Source organism: uncultured Methanobrevibacter sp. (genome assembly GCF_902774605.1).
Lineage (GTDB): Archaea > Methanobacteriota > Methanobacteria > Methanobacteriales > Methanobacteriaceae > Methanocatella.
In genome coordinates this window covers 1-18,872 of the sequence record NZ_CACYJE010000035.1, presented here as the reverse complement: position 1 = coordinate 18,872, position 18,872 = coordinate 1, and the positions used below count along the sequence as shown (strand labels likewise).

Annotated in this window: 18 protein-coding genes; 4 read left to right on the top strand and 14 right to left on the bottom strand. The window is 36.6% G+C overall.

The features are described 5' to 3' along the window. Positions 1-160: 160 nt before the first annotated feature. The 6 genes from QZU77_RS07340 to QZU77_RS07315 all read right to left on the bottom strand — a co-directional run bounded on the left by QZU77_RS07340 (position 161) and on the right by QZU77_RS07315 (position 5,997). Positions 161-487: a hypothetical protein gene (locus tag QZU77_RS07340; RefSeq protein WP_295602300.1), complete on the bottom strand. Its 327-nt coding sequence runs from the start codon at positions 485-487 to the stop codon at positions 161-163. Between the two features lie 4 nt (positions 488-491). Next, entirely contained in the window at positions 492-1,358 is an 867-nt protein-coding gene (truA, locus tag QZU77_RS07335; RefSeq protein ID WP_295602293.1) for a tRNA pseudouridine(38-40) synthase TruA, read from the bottom strand. Positions 1,359-1,908: 550 nt separating this feature from the next. Beyond that, positions 1,909-2,433: a GNAT family N-acetyltransferase gene (locus QZU77_RS07330; protein WP_295602310.1), complete on the bottom strand. Its 525-nt coding sequence runs from the start codon at positions 2,431-2,433 to the stop codon at positions 1,909-1,911. 56 nt (positions 2,434-2,489) lie between these two features. Next, positions 2,490-3,344, bottom strand: coding sequence for an ABC transporter permease (locus QZU77_RS07325; protein WP_295602289.1), 855 nt, complete (start codon positions 3,342-3,344; stop codon positions 2,490-2,492). Further along, positions 3,337-4,266, bottom strand: a complete 930-nt coding sequence (locus tag QZU77_RS07320; RefSeq protein WP_295602285.1) for an ABC transporter permease — start codon at positions 4,264-4,266, stop codon at positions 3,337-3,339. Before QZU77_RS07320 ends, QZU77_RS07325 begins: the two co-directional genes overlap by 8 nt. Positions 4,267-4,380: 114 nt before the next feature. Next, positions 4,381-5,997 (bottom strand): ABC transporter substrate-binding protein, encoded by a 1,617-nt coding sequence (locus QZU77_RS07315; protein WP_295602281.1) that lies wholly within the window; start codon positions 5,995-5,997, stop codon positions 4,381-4,383. A gap of 333 nt (positions 5,998-6,330) precedes the next feature. Between QZU77_RS07315 and QZU77_RS07310 the strand changes: the two genes are divergently transcribed. After that, positions 6,331-7,023 (top strand): 4Fe-4S double cluster binding domain-containing protein, encoded by a 693-nt coding sequence (locus QZU77_RS07310; protein WP_295602274.1) that lies wholly within the window; start codon positions 6,331-6,333, stop codon positions 7,021-7,023. Here the strand turns inward: QZU77_RS07310 and QZU77_RS07305 are convergent. Beyond that, positions 7,018-7,578 carry a GNAT family N-acetyltransferase gene (locus QZU77_RS07305; protein ID WP_295602271.1) on the bottom strand — a complete coding sequence of 187 codons (561 nt, stop codon included), beginning with the start codon at positions 7,576-7,578 and terminating at the stop codon, positions 7,018-7,020. The two genes, QZU77_RS07310 and QZU77_RS07305, sit on opposite strands and share 6 nt — an antisense overlap. A gap of 146 nt (positions 7,579-7,724) precedes the next feature. Here QZU77_RS07305 and QZU77_RS07300 point away from each other — a divergent pair, with 146 nt between their 5' ends. From QZU77_RS07300 to QZU77_RS07290, 3 genes are read left to right on the top strand one after another with little or no spacing between them, the layout of a single operon-like run. After that, positions 7,725-8,672: an ABC transporter ATP-binding protein gene (locus QZU77_RS07300; protein ID WP_295602268.1), complete on the top strand. Its 948-nt coding sequence runs from the start codon at positions 7,725-7,727 to the stop codon at positions 8,670-8,672. Positions 8,673-8,674: 2 nt separating this feature from the next. Further along, positions 8,675-9,289: an ABC transporter ATP-binding protein gene (locus QZU77_RS07295; protein ID WP_295602265.1), complete on the top strand. Its 615-nt coding sequence runs from the start codon at positions 8,675-8,677 to the stop codon at positions 9,287-9,289. A 37-nt stretch (positions 9,290-9,326) separates the two neighbouring features. Then, a complete protein-coding gene (locus QZU77_RS07290; protein ID WP_295602262.1) occupies positions 9,327-10,148 on the top strand; it encodes a nicotianamine synthase family protein in 822 nt (273 codons plus the stop codon). Between the two features lie 69 nt (positions 10,149-10,217). Here QZU77_RS07290 and QZU77_RS07285 read toward each other — a convergent pair whose 3' ends face one another. The 7 genes from QZU77_RS07285 to QZU77_RS07255 all read right to left on the bottom strand — a co-directional run. Next, a complete protein-coding gene (locus tag QZU77_RS07285; protein ID WP_295602259.1) occupies positions 10,218-10,829 on the bottom strand; it encodes an ABC transporter ATP-binding protein in 612 nt (203 codons plus the stop codon). Continuing rightward, positions 10,819-11,766, bottom strand: coding sequence for an ABC transporter ATP-binding protein (locus QZU77_RS07280; RefSeq protein ID WP_295602256.1), 948 nt, complete (start codon positions 11,764-11,766; stop codon positions 10,819-10,821). The genes QZU77_RS07285 and QZU77_RS07280 overlap by 11 nt, the downstream gene beginning before the upstream one ends. 11 nt (positions 11,767-11,777) lie before the next feature. Then, the gene (locus QZU77_RS07275) at positions 11,778-12,629 is read right to left on the bottom strand and encodes an ABC transporter permease (protein WP_295602253.1); all 852 of its coding nucleotides are present in this window, start codon (positions 12,627-12,629) and stop codon (positions 11,778-11,780) included. Further along, entirely contained in the window at positions 12,622-13,518 is an 897-nt protein-coding gene (locus QZU77_RS07270) for an ABC transporter permease (protein ID WP_295602250.1), read from the bottom strand. The genes QZU77_RS07275 and QZU77_RS07270 overlap by 8 nt, the downstream gene beginning before the upstream one ends. A 174-nt stretch (positions 13,519-13,692) precedes the next feature. Next, the gene (locus tag QZU77_RS07265; RefSeq protein ID WP_295602247.1) at positions 13,693-15,297 is read right to left on the bottom strand and encodes an ABC transporter substrate-binding protein; all 1,605 of its coding nucleotides are present in this window, start codon (positions 15,295-15,297) and stop codon (positions 13,693-13,695) included. A 254-nt stretch (positions 15,298-15,551) separates the two neighbouring features. Further along, a complete protein-coding gene (locus QZU77_RS07260) occupies positions 15,552-16,916 on the bottom strand; it encodes an MATE family efflux transporter (RefSeq protein ID WP_295602242.1) in 1,365 nt (454 codons plus the stop codon). A 246-nt stretch (positions 16,917-17,162) separates the two neighbouring features. Beyond that, positions 17,163-18,872, bottom strand: a 1,710-nt coding sequence (locus QZU77_RS07255; protein WP_295602239.1) for a cation-translocating P-type ATPase, incomplete at its 5' end; no start/stop codon positions are given.

Sequence of the window (18,872 nt, the reverse complement as noted above, 5' to 3'; positions counted from 1 at the left end):
ACTTTAATCAAAGAACAACCATTAGTAATAAATTAATTTTAAAAATGATAAATTCTTAAAGGATAGTACACTAAAATACAATTTAATATTTTCATAATAGTGATTTAAAGTATTATAATGAAATTCTTAAATTGACGGCATTGAAAAATTTTTATGAAAATCAGATTAATTTTCTGATTTCATCAAGATTATTTTCAATGAACTTACCATACTTCGGATTTGCCAATATTTTATACTGTTTAATATTGGTTTTCATGTAAGCCTCGTTCATGATGGCTTGAAGCTCACCGGTCGGCGTTGCCAAAATGATATCCAGCTTATTTCTCTGATCATCAGTTAAGTTGTTTAAGTGGGATTGTATTTGACTTTTGAATTTTGAAACGATGTTGGAGTTCCTTTTTGCAAACCTTTCAAGCAGAAAAGAAGGTGCCATTATGAACAAGTTCTCGTATTCCCTTACATCACCATATGTTATCTTATCACTCATTTCATCACCATTCATGTAAGTCGTTGAGGCTTTTAATCATTGACTCTCTAATCGCATATTTTCTCTGCAGATTGCTTAGGGAATCAACCAGGTCCCTTTTGAACCTTTCGCATGCGTAATCGTCGTACCTGAATTTGATTCCGTCATACTGTATGTCCATCAAAATCAGATAATCCGGATCTGTCACCCTGATGTATGCTCTTGGCTCATCTTCTGCAGGGTCCAATAGACTTTCAACCTCATCCAGAGTCATCCTGCCCTTTGCCACGTCAATGAAAACCCTCATCATCTTTCTCACCATATTCCATAGGAACGATTCGCCGTAGATGTCCACGAATATCGGCGAGAGAGTGTCGTGAAGGTTTGGGAATTCCCTCTTGTGGTAGTCTGTCAAGTCCGCCTTGCTGATGATAATATCGTCGATTGTTCTTGTAGTGGTTTTCTGATATCTTTTTGTGAAATTGGTGAAGTTATGGGTTCCCTTGAACACTTCAGCACATTCCCTGAGTTTATCAATGTCAAGGTCATGGAACAGGAGGTATCGGTACTGCCTCATTTGGGCATATCTTGGCTTGAATGCATATCTGACCGGTGCACTGGCAAGGATTTGAATGTCATCTGGCAGGGAATTGTTTATCTCATTCACTCTCACTTCCTTTTCGGATTGGAAACTGATAACGTTTCCGAGACTGTGCACTCCAGCGTCTGTACGGCCGGCTATTCTGAATCGGGATTTTTTCAAATCATCAATATAGTCGAGCTTGCGCAAGTGATAGATTAATTCCTCTTCCACGGTTCTGAGATTCGGCTGTCTTTGAAAGCCGTGGAAATTTGTTCCGATATACCCTATTTTTAGTGCTGTTCTTTTCATCAATAATATATTGACTATAATATAATAATAAGTTTTTAGTGAAAAAATAGAGGAGGGTAAATAGCTACTTTGAATAGCTATTTACAAAAAGTTATGACTCAGTATTGACTAGGTAATTAGTTAAATATGATGCAGATAACTAAAATTATTTAAATTTTGAAGATAGTTATATGCCAGTTTAATTTTAATTATCTGCTTGTTTGATTTGAATTTCCATTTAATTATAAATAGTAATAATCATATATAGTTAACTATATTTTAATACAGCCAATATTCCTTTAAAAATCAAGACCCTCGATAATAATTGAGTTTGAAGAAAAATATGTCCACCTGCTCCTTTAAACGCTTCAATAATTATTAATATATATCTGATGAAAATTATTATTACTTTTAAAATTATGAAAATTAACCCAATTCTAAAAAATAGTGCTGATACTGCATTAAAAATTAATGAAAGATAGATTTATGCAAGAAATTTGAAAATCAAAATTTTTTCAGAAATAAAAATTAAAAATGATGAAAAATGATAAAAATATAAAGTAATACTTTTTTATAAAATAATACTATCCCCCATTAGCATTTTAACCATGTGAGTGGTTTCATCATAGTCATCCTCTTCAACAGTTACCTCATAACCAGCGGACTTCCAAAAAGGCAACCCAGATTCAAGATACCTATGAGTATGCAGATATATCATATCATATCCAGCATCAACTGCAAAATCCTCCACAGTATCAACTAGCAAACGAGCTATACCATTTCGGCGATAATTCCTATCAACCATCAGCCTCCATATGCTTGCAGTATCCTGACTGGAATAAACACCCCTGAAAAATTCAAAGTCCCTATCATATGGCCTAATTCCGATTGTGGCTACAATCTTATCCCCATCAAGAGCAATGAAGAAATTGCTTTGAGACGAATCAATGTAATACTTTTCCAATCCAAAAATATCATAATGAAATTTTTGAGTCGGACCAATATGATACTCATTATTTATCTGGTCAAATAAGAACTCTTTCACCAGTTTAATTTCAGCATCATCATTTTCAATTTCCCTAACAACAATATCCATAATACTCACCAACCATCCTTAAAAAAAATAAAATAAAGAAAAAATGTATTTTTCTCTTATTCCTGTGCAGTTTCAGGGTTCAACAGTTTTTCAACATTCTCCCCAATCAAGTCAAATAACAATACTACAATCAACAAAGACATGCCAGGGTAAAATGCCAGCCACCAGTATCCTGATGACAAATAATTCATTGATTCAGATAAAATCACTCCGATAGCAGGTTCATGAGGAGGCAGACCGAATCCCAAGAATGTAATTGCGGCCTCGTGCATGATTGCATGCGGAAACATCAATATGACTCCCACAATAATCTGGGAAACAACCAAAGGCAATATATGTTTTGTTGCTATCCAAATCTTGGATTTGCCAAGGTTTTCCGCCAAATGAACATATTCCTTTGTCTTGATTTCCTTAACTTCGGATCTTAAAACCCTCGCAAGAGGGGTCCAATGTGTCAAACCGACACCCATAATTACACCAAACACTCCTCCGCCAAACAGTATGGAAACAAGAATGATTAAAAGAATGTGAGGTATTGAACCGAATAAGTCTATAATTCCCGCAACCAGTTCATCAGCAAACCTGTTGAAACTTGAAAACAATCCAAGTATTATGGAAATCAAAGTACTGACAGCAGAAGCAATGAAACCGACCATCAGACTCAATCCAAGACCTGCAATTGTTCTTTGAAACATGTCCCTTCCCATCCAGTCAGTTCCGAAGATATGTTCAAGTGAAGGCATTTGATTGGCACTGATGAAGCTAGTTGGAATGTCTCGAACAAAATATCCTGAAATGAATATTGTCACGATGACTATTATTGAAAGGATGATGATTACAAAAGTTTTTGTCCTGAGGTTTGCAGGATATAAAAACCATTGCCTCTTGTCGTCGGACTGTTTCTTAATCACTGAATTCACTCTCCTTAATTCTTGGGTCAATCAAGTAATATGAGATATCAGCAAGCAAGTTTCCGACAAATACGAATACCGCACTGAAAACCACAATTCCCAAAAACAATGGAACATCATTTTGAAGACCCGCTGCCACAGCCGTTTGCCCAATCCCCGGATAGGAGAATACCTGTTCGACTAGAACTGCTCCACCAAACAATTCGCTGAATGATAAGAATTGCAGTGTTATTGCTGGAAGCAGAATATTCCTAATACCATGATTTTTCACTAAATCCCAACCTTTTTCACCTCTGGATTTAGCGAACAGGACATAATCGGAAGACAATACTTGAATCAATTCATTACGAGTGTACATTGCTATTGGAGCAAGTCCCACTAAACTCAAAGTCAATGTAGGAAGCACAAGCCTTGAAGCCCATTCCATAAATGTGGCATCTGTACTTTTCACACCTATCGGAACACCGAAACCTATTGGGAACCAACCCAGATAAACTGCAAATACCATCAATATAAGCATTCCAACCCAAAATGACGGTGCGGATTGAATTGCATAACAGTATACTTTAACAGCCTTGTCAATCAAGGACCCCTTGTTTTTTCCAGCTACAACACCAAAAATAAAGCCCAAAACTCCACTGAGCACCCAGGATATTGCCATCAACACTATTGATGCTGAAAATTTATCTATGATAACATCCATAACCGGTGCACGATATATTAAGGAAGTTCCAAGATTTCCTTGAGCTAAATCAAGCAACCAATGGTAAATTTTAGTAGGCAATGGAACATTAACGCCAAAATAACTTTCAAGTATTGCACGTTGAGATTCAGATACTGCAGCACCCTTCAAATAAGCAGTAACCGGATTGATAGGGGATAAATCTAATAGTATGAAACTAAAAATTGCAACTGCAATCATCAATATTATAAAACGAACTAACTTAAAACCAAAAAATTTTATTAATTGATTTTTATTCAAAAATAAACCCCCTGAAAATTTTTAAAAAAAAATAAAAAGGAAAAAAATATTTAATTAAGCGGTAGCATTGGTTCTAGTCCAATCACCAACATTAATTAAGATATCGTTTCCTAAACCATCAGGTTGATCGCCAATGTCAATACCTTCCTTGATGAAGTAGTTGTAGTCATAGTTGACTAACCATGCGAATGGAGCATCGCCAGCAGGACCCCAACCTCCACCATTGACAAGAGCAGATTGTGACCATAATGAATCAGCTTGGTTGAAATCACTGGTATGCATTGCTTGTTCCATCAATGCATCTGATTCAGTGTTGTTATATAAACCAGGGTTCATATAGAAGTCATCTGCCTCTTTACTGTGGTATTGTTGGTAAATTGATTTGTATGGGTCTGGAGAAGTTTGCTGCATCAATGCAGCTGAGGAGTACATGTTTTGATAAATTGTATCCCAGTCAGCACCTTTGAGGTTTACTTCAATACCGATTTCTTTTGCCTGTTCAGCAAATACGGTTGATAGAGATTGTCTGTCAAGATAATCTGGTGGATAGTATAAGTCAAATGAAGCTTTCACTCCATCTTTTTCTACGATTCCGTCACCATCACTGTCAGTCCATCCACCTTCTTTCAAGATTTCTTTTGCTTTTTTAACATCACCATCTTGAACTTTTGCATCGTCATTTGCATAATCCCTTGTATCTACACTTGTGTATTCAGGAGTTGCATGACCTGCAAATATTTCATCACACATTTTTTGACGGTCAACACCGACATTCAATGCTTGTCTGATAGCTTTGTCAGCTGTTACGTTGTTACCTATTTTAGCGCCACCTTCACTTACTTTTCCAGTGTCTTCAAGGTATGGGAAGGATACTCCTTGTGCTCTTCCAGCGGATTTTTCAACGAATTGATATCCATCAACAGTTTGGTTTAATGCGGAAGTTGCTACAGGAACCACATCCACTTGACCGGATTTAGCTAATTCTAACCATGTTGATTCTTCAGGGAATAATAAGGTAATTTGTGTGAAGTATGGTTTGTCACCATAATAATTGTCATTGATTTTGAATATAGCTTGTTGGCCTTTATCCCAGTGGTCCAACACATATGGTCCAGTACCTATTGGCTGTTCACCATAGGTTTCGTTGTTATATGTATCTGAAGGAACAATACCAACATATCTTAAGTCATAAATAAATGTTGATCTTGGTTCTTCTAATGTAAATTCTACAGTTTTCTTATCTGTTGCTTTAACATCTTTAATATTGGTTAAATCCAAGTCTGATTCAGTTGCTCTTGCAGTGTTGAATGTGAATGCTACATCTTCTGCATCAAATGTTGAATTATCTGAGAATTTTACATCATCTCTTACGTGCACTGTCCAGGTTTTACCATCGCTACTTATTGAGTAGTCTTTAGCAAGGTCAGGAACTATTTCTCCATTCTTATCTGTTTTGAACAAACAACTTTGTACTAACGGATTATAGTTTTGGTGTCCGCATCCCCAACCGGTCAATGGATTGAATCCAGATTCAGGTTCTGCGATGTTACTGTGGGCAGCTACAGTCAAGTGAGTCGGGTCTGTGTCAGTAGAACCGCCCATGAGTGCGAATGCAGCAACTACAATAACCACTACAGCTATAATCCCTCCGATTATATATTTTTTATCCATAATTTCACCATAAATGATAACTATTAAAATAAAGTAATACTTTTTACCAAAAAAGTGACTAATAAGTAATACTATTTAAATTTATTTTAATAATAGGTATAGTTTATATAACAATATATAAAAACATATTTATTACTTTTAAAATTTTCTTTAAAAATAAAAATAATTCAAACCAACATCTTAAAAATTGAATGCAAACCCACCAACAATTTATGGAAAATGAAAATTAAAAAAAAATAGTTTCATGAAAATGAAACAAAATTAAACAGCATAAACTGTCAAAAGTATTACAAAACTTAAATTTAAATATGACCAAAGCAAAATATACCACCCATGAATTTATCCATTGAACTTAAAAATTACCTGTTAAAAAACGGAGCCACAGAAGTGGGATATGCCGACATCACAAATTTCACTCCAAAAGAGAAATTAAACACCGGAGTGGTATTCTACATAACATACCCTAAAGAAATAATAAGAAACATGAAAAATGCACCTACAAGAGAATATGTTGATGAGTTAGTGAGCATGAATACCCGACTCGATATGTTAGGCATGATTTGTGAAGAGTTTTTAATGGATAAAGGATACAATGCATATGCTCAAACAAAAAAAAGACTCGGAACTGATTTTGGAGAATTCAATTCATTTGAATTGCCCCATAAAACAATAGCCACAAAGGCAGGGCTTGGATGGATTGGAAAGTCTGCACTGTTTACAACAAAAGAGTATGGATCTGCCATTAGACTCTCATCAGTTCTAACCGATGCTCCATTGGATATTGGAAAACCAATTCTTAAGTCAAAATGCGGCAAATGCACAAAGTGTATGGAAGCATGCCTTGGAGGAGCAATAAGTGGCAAGGAATGGAATTACACCCTTAAAAGAAACGAATTTTATGACGATAAAAAATGTGAAAAATACGCATTGAAAATTTCAGAGGAACATTTGGGAAAACCAGATACTGTATGTGGAAAATGCATCTACGCATGCCCACACACACAAAAATATATTAAAAAATCATAATTTTACAGCATATCTAATATCGCTTGCAAGAGGACTTATTTTTAATCCATGGATTGCCTTATCCATATGGACTGTTTCTAGCTCATCATTGGCATCCAATCTAATGATAAACCCCATTTTTGTCCAAAATTCCAAAGCACCATCCAATGTTTTATGGGTGTGAAGGTAGATATTCTCATAACTTTGCTGATTTGCGAAATTCTCAGCTACACTAAACATTTTAGAAGCCAACCCGCAACGTCTGCATCTTCTGTCAACGAATAGTCTCCAAATGCTTGAAGTGGAGTCTTTAGAGTACAATTGCTTAAACTCATGGAAATCCTTATCATAGGCCCTTATTCCAATTGTGGCAATAATCTCGCCAGTTTCATAGTATGCAACAAAGAAGTTGTTTCTTTTTGGATTAATGTAATATTCATCCATATTAACTATATCATGATGCCATTCTGCAACATACCCATATCCGAATTCCTCTTTAATCATTTTAAATAAGAAATCCTGAACCCTTTTGATTTCTTTTGGATTGTTGTCTAAAGCCTTAATTGTAACATTCATGTTTACACCATCATTAAAAAGTATTACATATTAACCAAATTTTATGTTAATAGTAATACTTTTTAGTAAATTTTGAATAACTTTAATATTGATAAAGTACAAATTAATATATAAAACTTGTCATTTGAAAATAGGGAAGTGAACCAATGGAAAAATTACTTGACGTAGAAAACGTTTCAATATCATTTATTCAATATACAAAAGGATTAAATCAAAGAGACCTAAAAGTGATAACCGATTTAACCCTTGACATATCTGAGGGCGAAATATTGGCAGTATTAGGTTCAAGCGGTTCTGGAAAAAGCCTGCTTGCACATGCAATATTTGGAATACTGCCCGAAAATGCCAACTTAAATGGAAAAATAAAATACAAAGGAAAAGAACTCAGCCAACAGGATAAAGAGGAATTGAGAGGAGAAGAAATTGTATTGGTGCCTCAATCAGTCAACTTCCTCGATCCCCTGATGAAAATATCCGACCAGGCCATAGGCAATGTTAAGGACGAAAACAAAAGAAAAGAGAAGAAAATTAAACAAAGAGAAATATTCGAGCACTACAACCTCGGCCCTGAAGTGGATGACATGTATCCCTTCCAATTATCTGGAGGAATGGCAAGAAGAGTACTCGTATCAACTGCGCTGCTATCTGATCCGAAACTCGTAGTGGCCGATGAACCGACACCAGGGCTTGATGAAAAGACCGTGAAAGAAACATTAAATCACTTCAAACACATGAAGGAAGATGGAATAGGCGTACTTCTTATCACACACGATATACATGCCGCACTTGAAGTGGCTGACAGGATTGGAATATTCAACTCAGGATATGTGATTGAAATAGCCGAAAACAAGGACTTTACAGGAGATGGGGAAAACCTATTGCATCCATACACAAAAGCATTATACAAGGCATTGCCTGCAAACGGATTTGAGTTGATAAAAGGACATCAGCCATTACATGGGGAAATTCAAAAAGGCTGCCCCTATTATGACAGGTGCGAAATGAGATTTGACAGATGTCGAGATGAAAGGCCTGAGCTAATAGACTTAGGAAATAAAAAAGTAAGATGCTTCAAATATGAAAAAGGTGCATAAAAATGGAACTTAAAGCCACAAACATATCATTCAAATACCCTTCCGCCAAAAAATATCTATTAAAAGATGTAAATCTTGAATTGGACAACAATAAAATCATGGGACTGATTGGAGACAGTGGAAGCGGAAAATCAACATTATGTAAAATATTATCAGGATACGTTACAAAATTTGAAGGTGAAGTGACATTTAATGGAAATCCTCTTCCTAAAAAAGGATTCAAACCGGTACAATTAATTTATCAACACCCAGAAAAAGTAATGAATCCAAAATGGAAAATGAAACAGGTATTAAGTGAATCATGGGATGTCAGCGATGAAATGCTAGAAGAATTCGGTATTCAAAAATCCTGGCTGACAAGATTTCCTCAAGAGCTTTCAGGTGGGGAAATGCAAAGATTTTCAGTTTTAAGATCACTTAATCCGAACACCCAATTTCTAATAGCTGATGAAATGACCACAATGCTTGATGCAATTACACAGGTACAGATTCTAGATTCAGTGCTAAAAGTAGTGAAAGAAAGAAAAATGGGATTCTTACTTGTTAGTCATGATATGGACTTGGTTGAAACCATATGCGACGATAAAATCTATTTGAAAGACATTAACCACATTTAATCAAAATCATTTAAATAAGCCCACAATAGGTGAAAAAATGAGTTGTTATAAATATTGGGGAAAACTCGAAGAAATCGCAAATAAACTATCCTCATATGGGGATTTAGACAAATACGGAAATTCAGAACTCGACGACATCAACATTGATGAAATCATAGAAATATTAGATGATGTGGAAATAATAGCCCATGACAAGACAATCGATTTTGATTCGGCAAAGCACATCCTAGATGATGAAAAGATGAATAAGGCATTGAAATTAATCAGGAAATTCTATGTTTACATAGGCGCCCGACTTGAAACCGAAAATGCATTGAAAATTCTTGAATCCGATAATCCAACAGAAACTCTTGATTCATTCCACTTTTATGACAGATACATGGGTCTTGTTGAAAATGAAAGTCAACTAGCAAAATTCAATGAGGAGAAAACATTTGTCTTTTTAGGGTCCGGACCACTGCCATTAACCTTGATTATGTTTAACAAGGTATTCGCTTGCAAATGTATCGGAATTGAGCAGCAAAAGGATGTTGCAGACTTGTCAGTCAAAGTCCTTAAAAGATTAGGTCTTGATAATGACATTCAGATTGTTGTTGGTGATGAAACTACAATCAAGGATTTGGATTATGATATTTTAATGGTTGCGGCACTAGCTGAGCCAAAGGACAGGGTGTTTGCAAACATTTGGGAATATGTTGACGAAAAAACACCTGTAATATACAGAACTTATACTGGAATGAGAGCAATCCTATATTCTCCAGTGCTTGATAAGGATACAAGAGGTTTCCATAAGGAAGTTATGATGTTACCTTCAGGAAAAACAAATAACACTTCAGTATTAATAAGGAAAATCATTTAAGTATTAAAATAAACCATCACCAAATTAAAATTTAGCATAGATTGAAAAAAAGGATTATAGATTGATGGGTTAAAGATTATTAACCTCATCAAAATATAAAATATCATCACAAAACACTTCAAGCAAATCTTTATCGTGACTTACAGCCAATATACCAATATTATTTGCTTTGCAATGATCGATAAGTGCTTCCCATATCTGCACTTGTGTTACGGCATCCAGCATGGTACTTATTTCATCCGCAATGATAAATTTTGTTTTAGGATTAAGAGCCCTCAATATGCTGAAACGCTGAAGTTCCCCTCCTGAAAGTTCATTAGGCCAACGTGTCAGCCAATGTTCTTTAAGACCAAAAGTGTCTTTCAAATCTTGAGGAGGAGTCCATGATTCATTTAAAACCTTTTTCATTTTCCATTTGGGATTCATAGTCTTTTCAGGATGTTGAAAAATTAATTGAACTGGATAGAAATCCTTATCAGGAATTTGCTTGCCCTCCAAGGTTACTTCACCTGAATAATGTGAAATATAACCAGCCATTATCTTGCATAATGTGGATTTACCGCTTCCACTATCACCCATCAATCCAATAATCTGGTCACTATTGACAGATAAGGAAAAATCCTGTAGAATCTTTCGATTTTTATTATATGAAAAAGAAATGTTGCTTGCTTTAAGTTCCATTGTTAACCTCCTCAAAATTGAAACATCTAATCATAATCCCCTTATGGTCAATTAATTCAGGCTTGTTTTTTTCACATTTATCCAATCGTATTGGACAATTCTCATAGTAAGGACATCCGGAAACCTCATCCAAAGGCTGAACACCCTCTGTTAAATTAAAACCGTTTCTTGGCAATGAATCAATCAATGCCTTTGAATATGGATGCAACACATTTTCGGAATTCTTGAAGTTTTCAACATTGTTTATTTCAATGACATAACCTGAATAAAATATTGCAATTCTATCAGCAGTTTTAAGGGCAACATCAATTTCGTGAGTAATCAACAATACCCCCTTGCCATCCTCTTTTAAGTTTCTGATATCCTCAATTGTTTCCTTAACACTTTTTGCATCAAGACCTGGAGTCGGTTCATCGGCAATTAATAATTTAGGATTACCCACCAGTGCAGTTGACAGCAATACTTTCCTTGCCATCCCTCCGGATAACTCGAAGGGATATAAATCATCAACACTTTCATCCAATCCGTATTTATCAAATATTTCCCTTTGTCTCAATTTCTTTTCCTTATGTTCGTTTTCATCCTTACATTCACCAATTGCCTGTTCAGACACCTTCATAAGAGGATCCAAGAAATTTACAGATTGAGGAATTAAACAAATTTCATCACCTCTTAACTTTTCTTTTAATTCCTGGTCTAAAACTTGTCCCTCGTATCTAATTTCACCAGCCACATGAGAGTTATACGGCAAAATCCCTAAAATCGAATGTGCCAAAAGACTTTTACCTGAACCACTTGAACCCAATATTGCAACAATTTCCCCTTCATCAACATCAATTGTCAAATCGGTGATTACTTTTGAGTCATGCCTATTCAATCCTTGAACATATTGTGTGAATGATATTGATAAATTATTTACTTCCAATAACTTTGACATTAAATCACCACCTAATTATTCGCCTCTGAAGGATCAAACAAACGTTTTAAATTATCTCCGATAATATCAAACAGCAACACAACAATCAATAATGCCAGTCCTGGGAAGAATGCCAGCCACCATGCACCCATTGCAAGATAGGACATTGATTCGGATAAGATTATACCAATTGCAGGTTCGTGTGGGGATAAACCGAATCCCAGAAATGTTACGCTTGACTCGTGCATGATTGCATGAGGGAATACCAATAATGTTCCAACAAATATCTGAGACAATACTAACGGCAAAATATGTTCTTTTGCAATCCACAGTTTGCTTCTTCCGAATTTCCGGGACAGGGCAACATACTCAGACGTGTTGATTTGCAATACTTCCGCCCTCAACACCCTAGTTAGGTTCACCCAATGTGAGAATGCAACAGCCATTATAACGCCAAATGCACCTTTACCCAAAGCGATTGATATCATCATAATCAGCAATATATGTGGGATTGATGCAAACAGGTCAATCAGCCAGGATACAAACTCGTCACAGTACCTGTTGAAGCTTGCAAGAAATGCTAGAAGTGTAGCGATTATACTTGAGATTATTGATGCCCCTATGCCAATCACTATACTTAAACTCAAACCTTTGATTGTTCTGATGAACATGTCCCTTCCCATCCAGTCTGTACCGAATATATGTTCAAATGAAGGGGGTTTCATCCGGGCTGTGAAATCTGTTGGCAGGTTTGCGTCGATAAATGTTCCGCAAAGGAAAATAACCACTAAAACCAATCCAGTAAGTGCAATTGTTAAAAGTGTTTTCTGCCTCAGGTTTAATGTGCTGAATAATCCCCTATTATACCATGGAGTTTCACTCATCGTCTTCACCTCTTAGTCTTGGGTCAACATATTGATAAACCATATCCGCAATAAGGTTTCCAACAAAAACGAAAATTGTACTAATGATGACAATACCCAACAATAACGGGACATCAGACCTTAATCCCGCTGCAACCGTTGCCTGTCCGATTCCAGGATAAGCAAATACCTGTTCTACAAGAATTGTTCCTCCAAACAGTTCATTGAATGACATGAATTGTATTGTAATTGCGGGAAGCAGGATGTTTCTAATTCCATGATTTTTAATTATTCCCCAGAAACTTTCACCCCTTGCCTGTGCGAAGAGGAAATAATCGCTTTTCTTAACGTTAATGAGCTTGTCCCTGGTGAACATGGTAAGTGATGCGATTCCAACAATACTCAATGTGATTGCCGGCAATATCAATCTGTATAGCCATTGCCAAAATGTCACCGTGTCGGACAATTGTCCGATAGGGACTGAAAGTCCGATTGGGAACCATCCCAGATATACTGAAAAAACCATTAAAAGAACTAATCCTATCCAAAATGTTGGTGTGGATTGCAGTATGTAACAATAAGTTTTAATTGCCTTATCTATCCAAGTTCCTTCTTTAGCACCTGCAAGCACTCCTAAACCGAATCCCACTACTGCAGATATTAACCAAGAAACCACCATGAGAGTCAATGATGCTGTGAATTTTTGCATAATCACTTCTGTCACAGGCACCCTGAAAATCAATGAAAAGCCCATACTTCCTGATGCCAAGGTTGAAAGCCATCCAAAGACTCGCTCGCCAAGGGACAGGTTTGTTCCCCAATATTCGCCCACAATAGCCAATTGTTCCTGGCTGACTATTCTTTGGCCAAGATATGCTTTAACCGGATCAATTGGGGATAACTGTATCATTATAAAACTGATTGCTGCAATAACAATTAATAAAATTAGTAATCTAATGGCTTTAAAACCTAAAAATTTAGCTAATTTTTTATTGTTAATTTTAATCAACTCGAAATAACTTAATTTTTTAAAAAAAAAGAATTGAAATGATTTATATGAAATAAATCATTTTAATAATTGAATTTAACTGTCTGTTGCATTGATGCGGTTCCAATCGTAGATGTTACCCCAGATGTCTCCACCATGAGGATAGATCAGTGCAGTGTCATTGGAAATGTCCAAGTCATCACTTACGAAATAAGTGTAGTCCATGGTTCCAATCCAGAGGAATGGATAGTTGGAATTAGCTTGTTGAGCAGCTTGAGACCATGTAGCGTATGATGAATTGGTTTCTTGAGCCATAGCAGCATCGATAAGGGAATCCACTGCAGTGTCATTGAGCGCTTCTGGGTTGTCATAACCTACAGCTGCAACTCTTGAGTCATATTGGTGTTGGATTTCCATTGGGTCTGCTGAACCGAATCCCCATACTACACCTTGACTGTATATGTTAGGGTCGATATCATCCCAGCTTCCGCCTACCGGCTCGATTTCAATGCCTATTTCTTTGGCTTGTTCTGCAACTGCCACTGCAATTGCCTGTCTTTCGGTTGCTGCGGAGTTATAATATACTGAGAATGATGCTTTTTGACCGTCTTTTTCAACTATTCCATCATTGTCTGTGTCTTTCCAGCCTGCTTGTTCGAGAACCTGTTTTGCTTGGTCCACATCACCGTCTTTCATGTTGGAATCGAATGACCATGCTAATTGGTCGGCCACACCATTGTAATTCACATCACCGTATCCGTTTAATGCACCATCAAGCAATGCTTCCCTGTCAATACCAACGTTTAATGCTTCCCTGATTGCAGGATCTCCAGTTACATTGTTACCAATAGTTACATTATCCTCACTCACTTTTCCTTCATCCATTTGTGTCGGCAATGAGATTCCACGCACATCGATTGAATTGAAGTATTCCATGTGATATCCGTCTACGGTTTCATTTGCGTATGCCACTGGCACTTCAGCAATGTCAACATCTCCGTTTTTGACTGCTGCAAATGCTGCATCGGAGTCAAGGAAGAGATTGGTGATTTTTTCAAAGTATGGTTCTTCACCGTAGTAGTCCGGGTTTTTCTCTAAGATGTATTGTTGTCCTTTGTCCCATTGTGCTAATTTATAAGGTCCGGAACCGATTGGGTTTTGACCGTATGAGTCCTCATTATAGTTAGCTTCAGGCACGATTCCGACATCAGTCAATTTGTTGATGAATGTTGAATCTGATTTGTCAAGAGTGAATACTACCTTATTGCCGTTTGCTTTTGCTTCTTTCATGGAGCTTAAGTCTGCTCCTTCACCTAATTCTTTAGCCTTGTTGTATGAGAATGCTACATCATCAGCGGTTAATTTAGATCCGTCAGTAAAATTTACGTCATCACGGATAGTTACTGTGTATTTTTTGAAGTCGCTTGATATGTCATAGTCTGTAGCCAAGTCGTTTACAAAATTGTTGTCTTTATCCCTTTTAAGAATTGTACTTTGTATCAGAGGTTCTGTTCCAGAATCGTGATATCCCCATCCATGCATTGGGTCGAAACCAAATTCTGGTTCTTCACCGTGAGCAGCAACACAGGTTACTAATTCATTAGCAGCATGTTCTGTGTGTCCTCCACCTAAAGCAACTGCAGCTATACCCACTATTGCTATAACTGCAATAATTGCGCCAATAATATATTTTTTATCCATTTTATTTTCCTCATCAAAAATTACTTTATAATAAAATTGAGTAATATCCACAGACAGTATTACTTATTTGTAAATAATTAATTAAATAGTAATACTTATTATAATAATGATATTACATTTAATTATTTTTAAATTAGAGTATTTAAAAATTACTACATAATTTTAAAAAAGTATTACTTTATTTAATAAATAATATAAAATTAGTATTACATTAATATAAAATGCAAAAAATATTGTCCATATGGTTTGAAGCATCAATCAGATTCAATTAATTTCCTAATCTGCCAATCCGCCCAGACACCCGTGAGATTATTGGAGACAATCTCACCCAAAACGATACCCATCCAAGCGCCCCAAACACCATAATTCAAAACAACCGCAAATAAGACTGCAAAAAATATTGTAAAACCTGTTTCACGCATTATTGTCTGAAACATTGCAGTAATCCCCTTTCCAATGCCCTGGAACACATAGGTTGACGGCACACCAACAGCCATAGTAGGATAATAAATCACAATCCAAGCAATAAAGCTTGTTAGCTCTGCAGATATTCTAGCACTGCTTCCGCTAGTGGCGAAAACGGATGCAATATCTGATGCAAAAAGATTTGTTAAAATCATCACAACAATAGCTATCACCAAAGAAACCTTCATCGCATACCTATGGACAATTTGGATGTTTTTATAGTTTTTTGCACCATAATTGGCAGCAATAACACTGATCAAAGCAGTGCCTATGGCCAATAAAGGAGTTGTGGTGATTATGACTATCCTCCAACCTGTCGAGTAAACCGCAACCGAATCAGTTGAACCCACATAAACCAACAATGCAGAAAACACTGCTGCAAAAAATGCATTGTTCAAAAGCTGGATGCTTGCAGGAATACCAACATTAATGATATCTCGTGAAATACTCTTATTAAAATCAAAATTACTTAAATCAGGTTTAAGATAAGTGTCCTTTTTGACATAAAACCAATAGATCAAAATCATTATCACAAAGACTGCAGAAATCAGTGTAGCAATGGCCGCACCCCTGACACCAAGATTTAAAGTGTATATGAAAATCGGATCCAAAACAATGTTTAAGATGGCTGAAGCAATCATTGCATACATCGGCCTTTTGCTGTCCCCCTCTCCTCTGAAAATACCGTACAGGGCATTTGACAAAATGATGAAAATGGAGCCCATTAAAAGAACCATTCCGTAATCAATTGCATAGCTAATTGTTTGACCGGCACCCATTATCCTCAATATAGGATTTAAGAAAACCAATAGGACAATAGTTAAAATTAATGAAACAATAATATCCAATAAAATCGAATGTATTGAAGCATTATCCGCCTTAACCTTATCCTCCTCACCAATGTACTTGGAAATGGCAAAGGAAGCTCCGGCACCCAAACCGTTTCCAAAACCAACTAGAACCATGAAAACAGGTGTGAAAAAACCGACACCTGCAAGAGCATCGGCTCCAAGGCCTGACACCCATGCCGCATCAATCAGATTATAAAAACTAGAAATAAGCAATGAAACAATCAAAGGTAGAGACATTTTAAGCAATGCTCGTTTAGGATTTCCAAGCATTACCTCAACATTTGATGAATCATTACTTAACATATACTATAATTTAATTTAATTATTTAATAATTTTCCAGTTTTTCGACAGTCATTTCCATTTTGGAAACAACTGAATTTTTCATAATCTTTCACCATTGTTGAACGTGTGCAATTTTTGCATATGTTGATACAAATTTTTAACAATCACAAAAACTAAATCCAAACTGTTAAATGTTAAAAACCTATATGACTGAAAAATATATGAATTAAAGAAAAATACATAAAAATTAAAAAAAAAGATGAAAATTAGAATAGTGGGTCTTTCACCATTCCAATCCTAAAGGAATTCAGAATAACAAGCAATGTCAATCCCAAATCACCGAAACCAACAGACATCATCAGTGTAATGACGCCTAAAATTGCAAGCACCACACATAGCAATTTCACAGCAATTGCAACGGTAATGTTCTGCTTGATGATTCCCATGGTCTTATGACTTAATGAGAATAGATACGGGAGCTTTGAAATGTCATCCTGCATCAGTGCAACATCTGCTGTTTCGATGGCCACATCCGAACCTGCCGCACCCATTGCAATACCTATGTTTGCACGTGCAAGTGCCGGTGCATCGTTTATTCCATCCCCTACCATTGCAACATCACCGAACTTGTTTCTGATTGTGTCAAGGATGTTCAGCTTGTCCTCAGGCATCAAGTTAGAGTAGACATAATCTATTCCGATCTTATCAGCGACGCTTTTGGCGGCGAGTTTATTGTCCCCTGTGAGCATTACAGTCTGCACACCTTGCTCTTTCAAGTCTTTGACAACCTCGGAGGCATTGTTTCTGATTTTATCAGAGACTGTTATAATGGCCAATACCTTTTCGGCATTACCTACAAATACAAGAGTTTTTCCTTCAGCTGAAAACTTGTTGATTTCATCCCTTGAAATGTCAAAGCTTGACCCTTCAATCAGGGACTCGTTTGCAGCATAATAATCATTTCCATGGATATTGCCCACAATTCCCTTACCCGGAACGTTTTTGAAGTCTTCAATCTCTTCAAATTCAATGTCATTCATTGTTGCATAATTAACAATGGCCTGTGCTATAGGGTGGGAGGAATTGTGTTCCAGTGAAGCTGCAATCTTAACGATATCCTCTTTTGAGCATGCATCATCCAACAATTCGATTTCACTCAATTCAAGTTTTCCTTCGGTTAATGTACCTGTCTTATCGAATATTACTGCTTTAACTCCGCGCATTTCCTCAACATAGGTACTTCCCTTAATCAATACACCGTTTTTAGTGGCGGAGGTGATTGCTGACACCATTCCAACAGGTGTTGAGATTAAGAATGCACATGGACATGAAATCACTAGAAGTGAAAGCGCCTTGTAAACCCAGTCGACCAGTGGCTGACCAAATAATAATGGTGGAATGAATGCGACACAAGCTGCTGCAACCATCATAATCGGAGTGTAATATTTAGCAACCTTTTCAACCAGGGACTCTGTTTCTGAACGGTTGAGTTGTGACCTTTTAACCAATGTGACGATTTTGGATATTACTGAATCCTTAGCCTTTTTGGTTACGACAATCTCCAGGTATCCATCAACATTAACTGTACCTGAGAACACTTCATCACCTATTTCCTTAAGGACAGGCACGCTTTCACCAGTGATTGAAGCCTGGTTGATTGAAGATGAACCTGAAATGACATTACCGTCCAAAGGCACCTTGTCTCCAGGTTTCACGATGACAATATCTCCAATGTTCACATCATCGACTTTCATTTCTTTTTCGGAATCGCCGACTTTCACCCTTGCGGTTTCAGGAGCGATTTCAACCAATGATTTGATTGAGCGTTTAGCCCTGTGTTCTGCATAGTCTTCCAGGAATTCCGCAATATAGTATAGGAATGTTACCGCCGCACCTTCTTCAGGATGTCCTATGATGAATGATGCTACACATGCAATGCACATGAGCATTGCAGGTCCGACAGTGTGTCTTTTTAC

Excerpts from the sequence above, each read along its gene's own strand:
- QZU77_RS07280 (WP_295602256.1), bottom strand. The coding sequence starts at position 11,766 with ATGTCAAAGTTATTGGAAGTAAATAATTTATCAATATCATTCACACAA.
- truA (WP_295602293.1), bottom strand. The coding sequence starts at position 1,358 with ATGAAAAGAACAGCACTAAAAATAGGGTATATCGGAACAAATTTCCAC.
- QZU77_RS07320 (WP_295602285.1), bottom strand. The coding sequence starts at position 4,266 with ATGATTGCAGTTGCAATTTTTAGTTTCATACTATTAGATTTATCCCCT.
- QZU77_RS07265 (WP_295602247.1), bottom strand. The coding sequence starts at position 15,297 with ATGGATAAAAAATATATTATTGGCGCAATTATTGCAGTTATAGCAATA.
- QZU77_RS07270 (WP_295602250.1), bottom strand. The coding sequence starts at position 13,518 with ATGATACAGTTATCCCCAATTGATCCGGTTAAAGCATATCTTGGCCAA.
- QZU77_RS07290 (WP_295602262.1), top strand. The coding sequence starts at position 9,327 with ATGAGTTGTTATAAATATTGGGGAAAACTCGAAGAAATCGCAAATAAA.
- QZU77_RS07260 (WP_295602242.1), bottom strand. The coding sequence starts at position 16,916 with ATGTTAAGTAATGATTCATCAAATGTTGAGGTAATGCTTGGAAATCCT.
- QZU77_RS07295 (WP_295602265.1), top strand. The coding sequence starts at position 8,675 with ATGGAACTTAAAGCCACAAACATATCATTCAAATACCCTTCCGCCAAA.
- QZU77_RS07330 (WP_295602310.1), bottom strand. The coding sequence starts at position 2,433 with ATGGATATTGTTGTTAGGGAAATTGAAAATGATGATGCTGAAATTAAA.
- QZU77_RS07305 (WP_295602271.1), bottom strand. The coding sequence starts at position 7,578 with ATGAATGTTACAATTAAGGCTTTAGACAACAATCCAAAAGAAATCAAA.
- QZU77_RS07340 (WP_295602300.1), bottom strand. The coding sequence starts at position 487 with ATGAGTGATAAGATAACATATGGTGATGTAAGGGAATACGAGAACTTG.
- QZU77_RS07300 (WP_295602268.1), top strand. The coding sequence starts at position 7,725 with ATGGAAAAATTACTTGACGTAGAAAACGTTTCAATATCATTTATTCAA.
- QZU77_RS07285 (WP_295602259.1), bottom strand. The coding sequence starts at position 10,829 with ATGGAACTTAAAGCAAGCAACATTTCTTTTTCATATAATAAAAATCGA.
- QZU77_RS07315 (WP_295602281.1), bottom strand. The coding sequence starts at position 5,997 with ATGGATAAAAAATATATAATCGGAGGGATTATAGCTGTAGTGGTTATT.
- QZU77_RS07310 (WP_295602274.1), top strand. The coding sequence starts at position 6,331 with ATGAATTTATCCATTGAACTTAAAAATTACCTGTTAAAAAACGGAGCC.
- QZU77_RS07275 (WP_295602253.1), bottom strand. The coding sequence starts at position 12,629 with ATGAGTGAAACTCCATGGTATAATAGGGGATTATTCAGCACATTAAAC.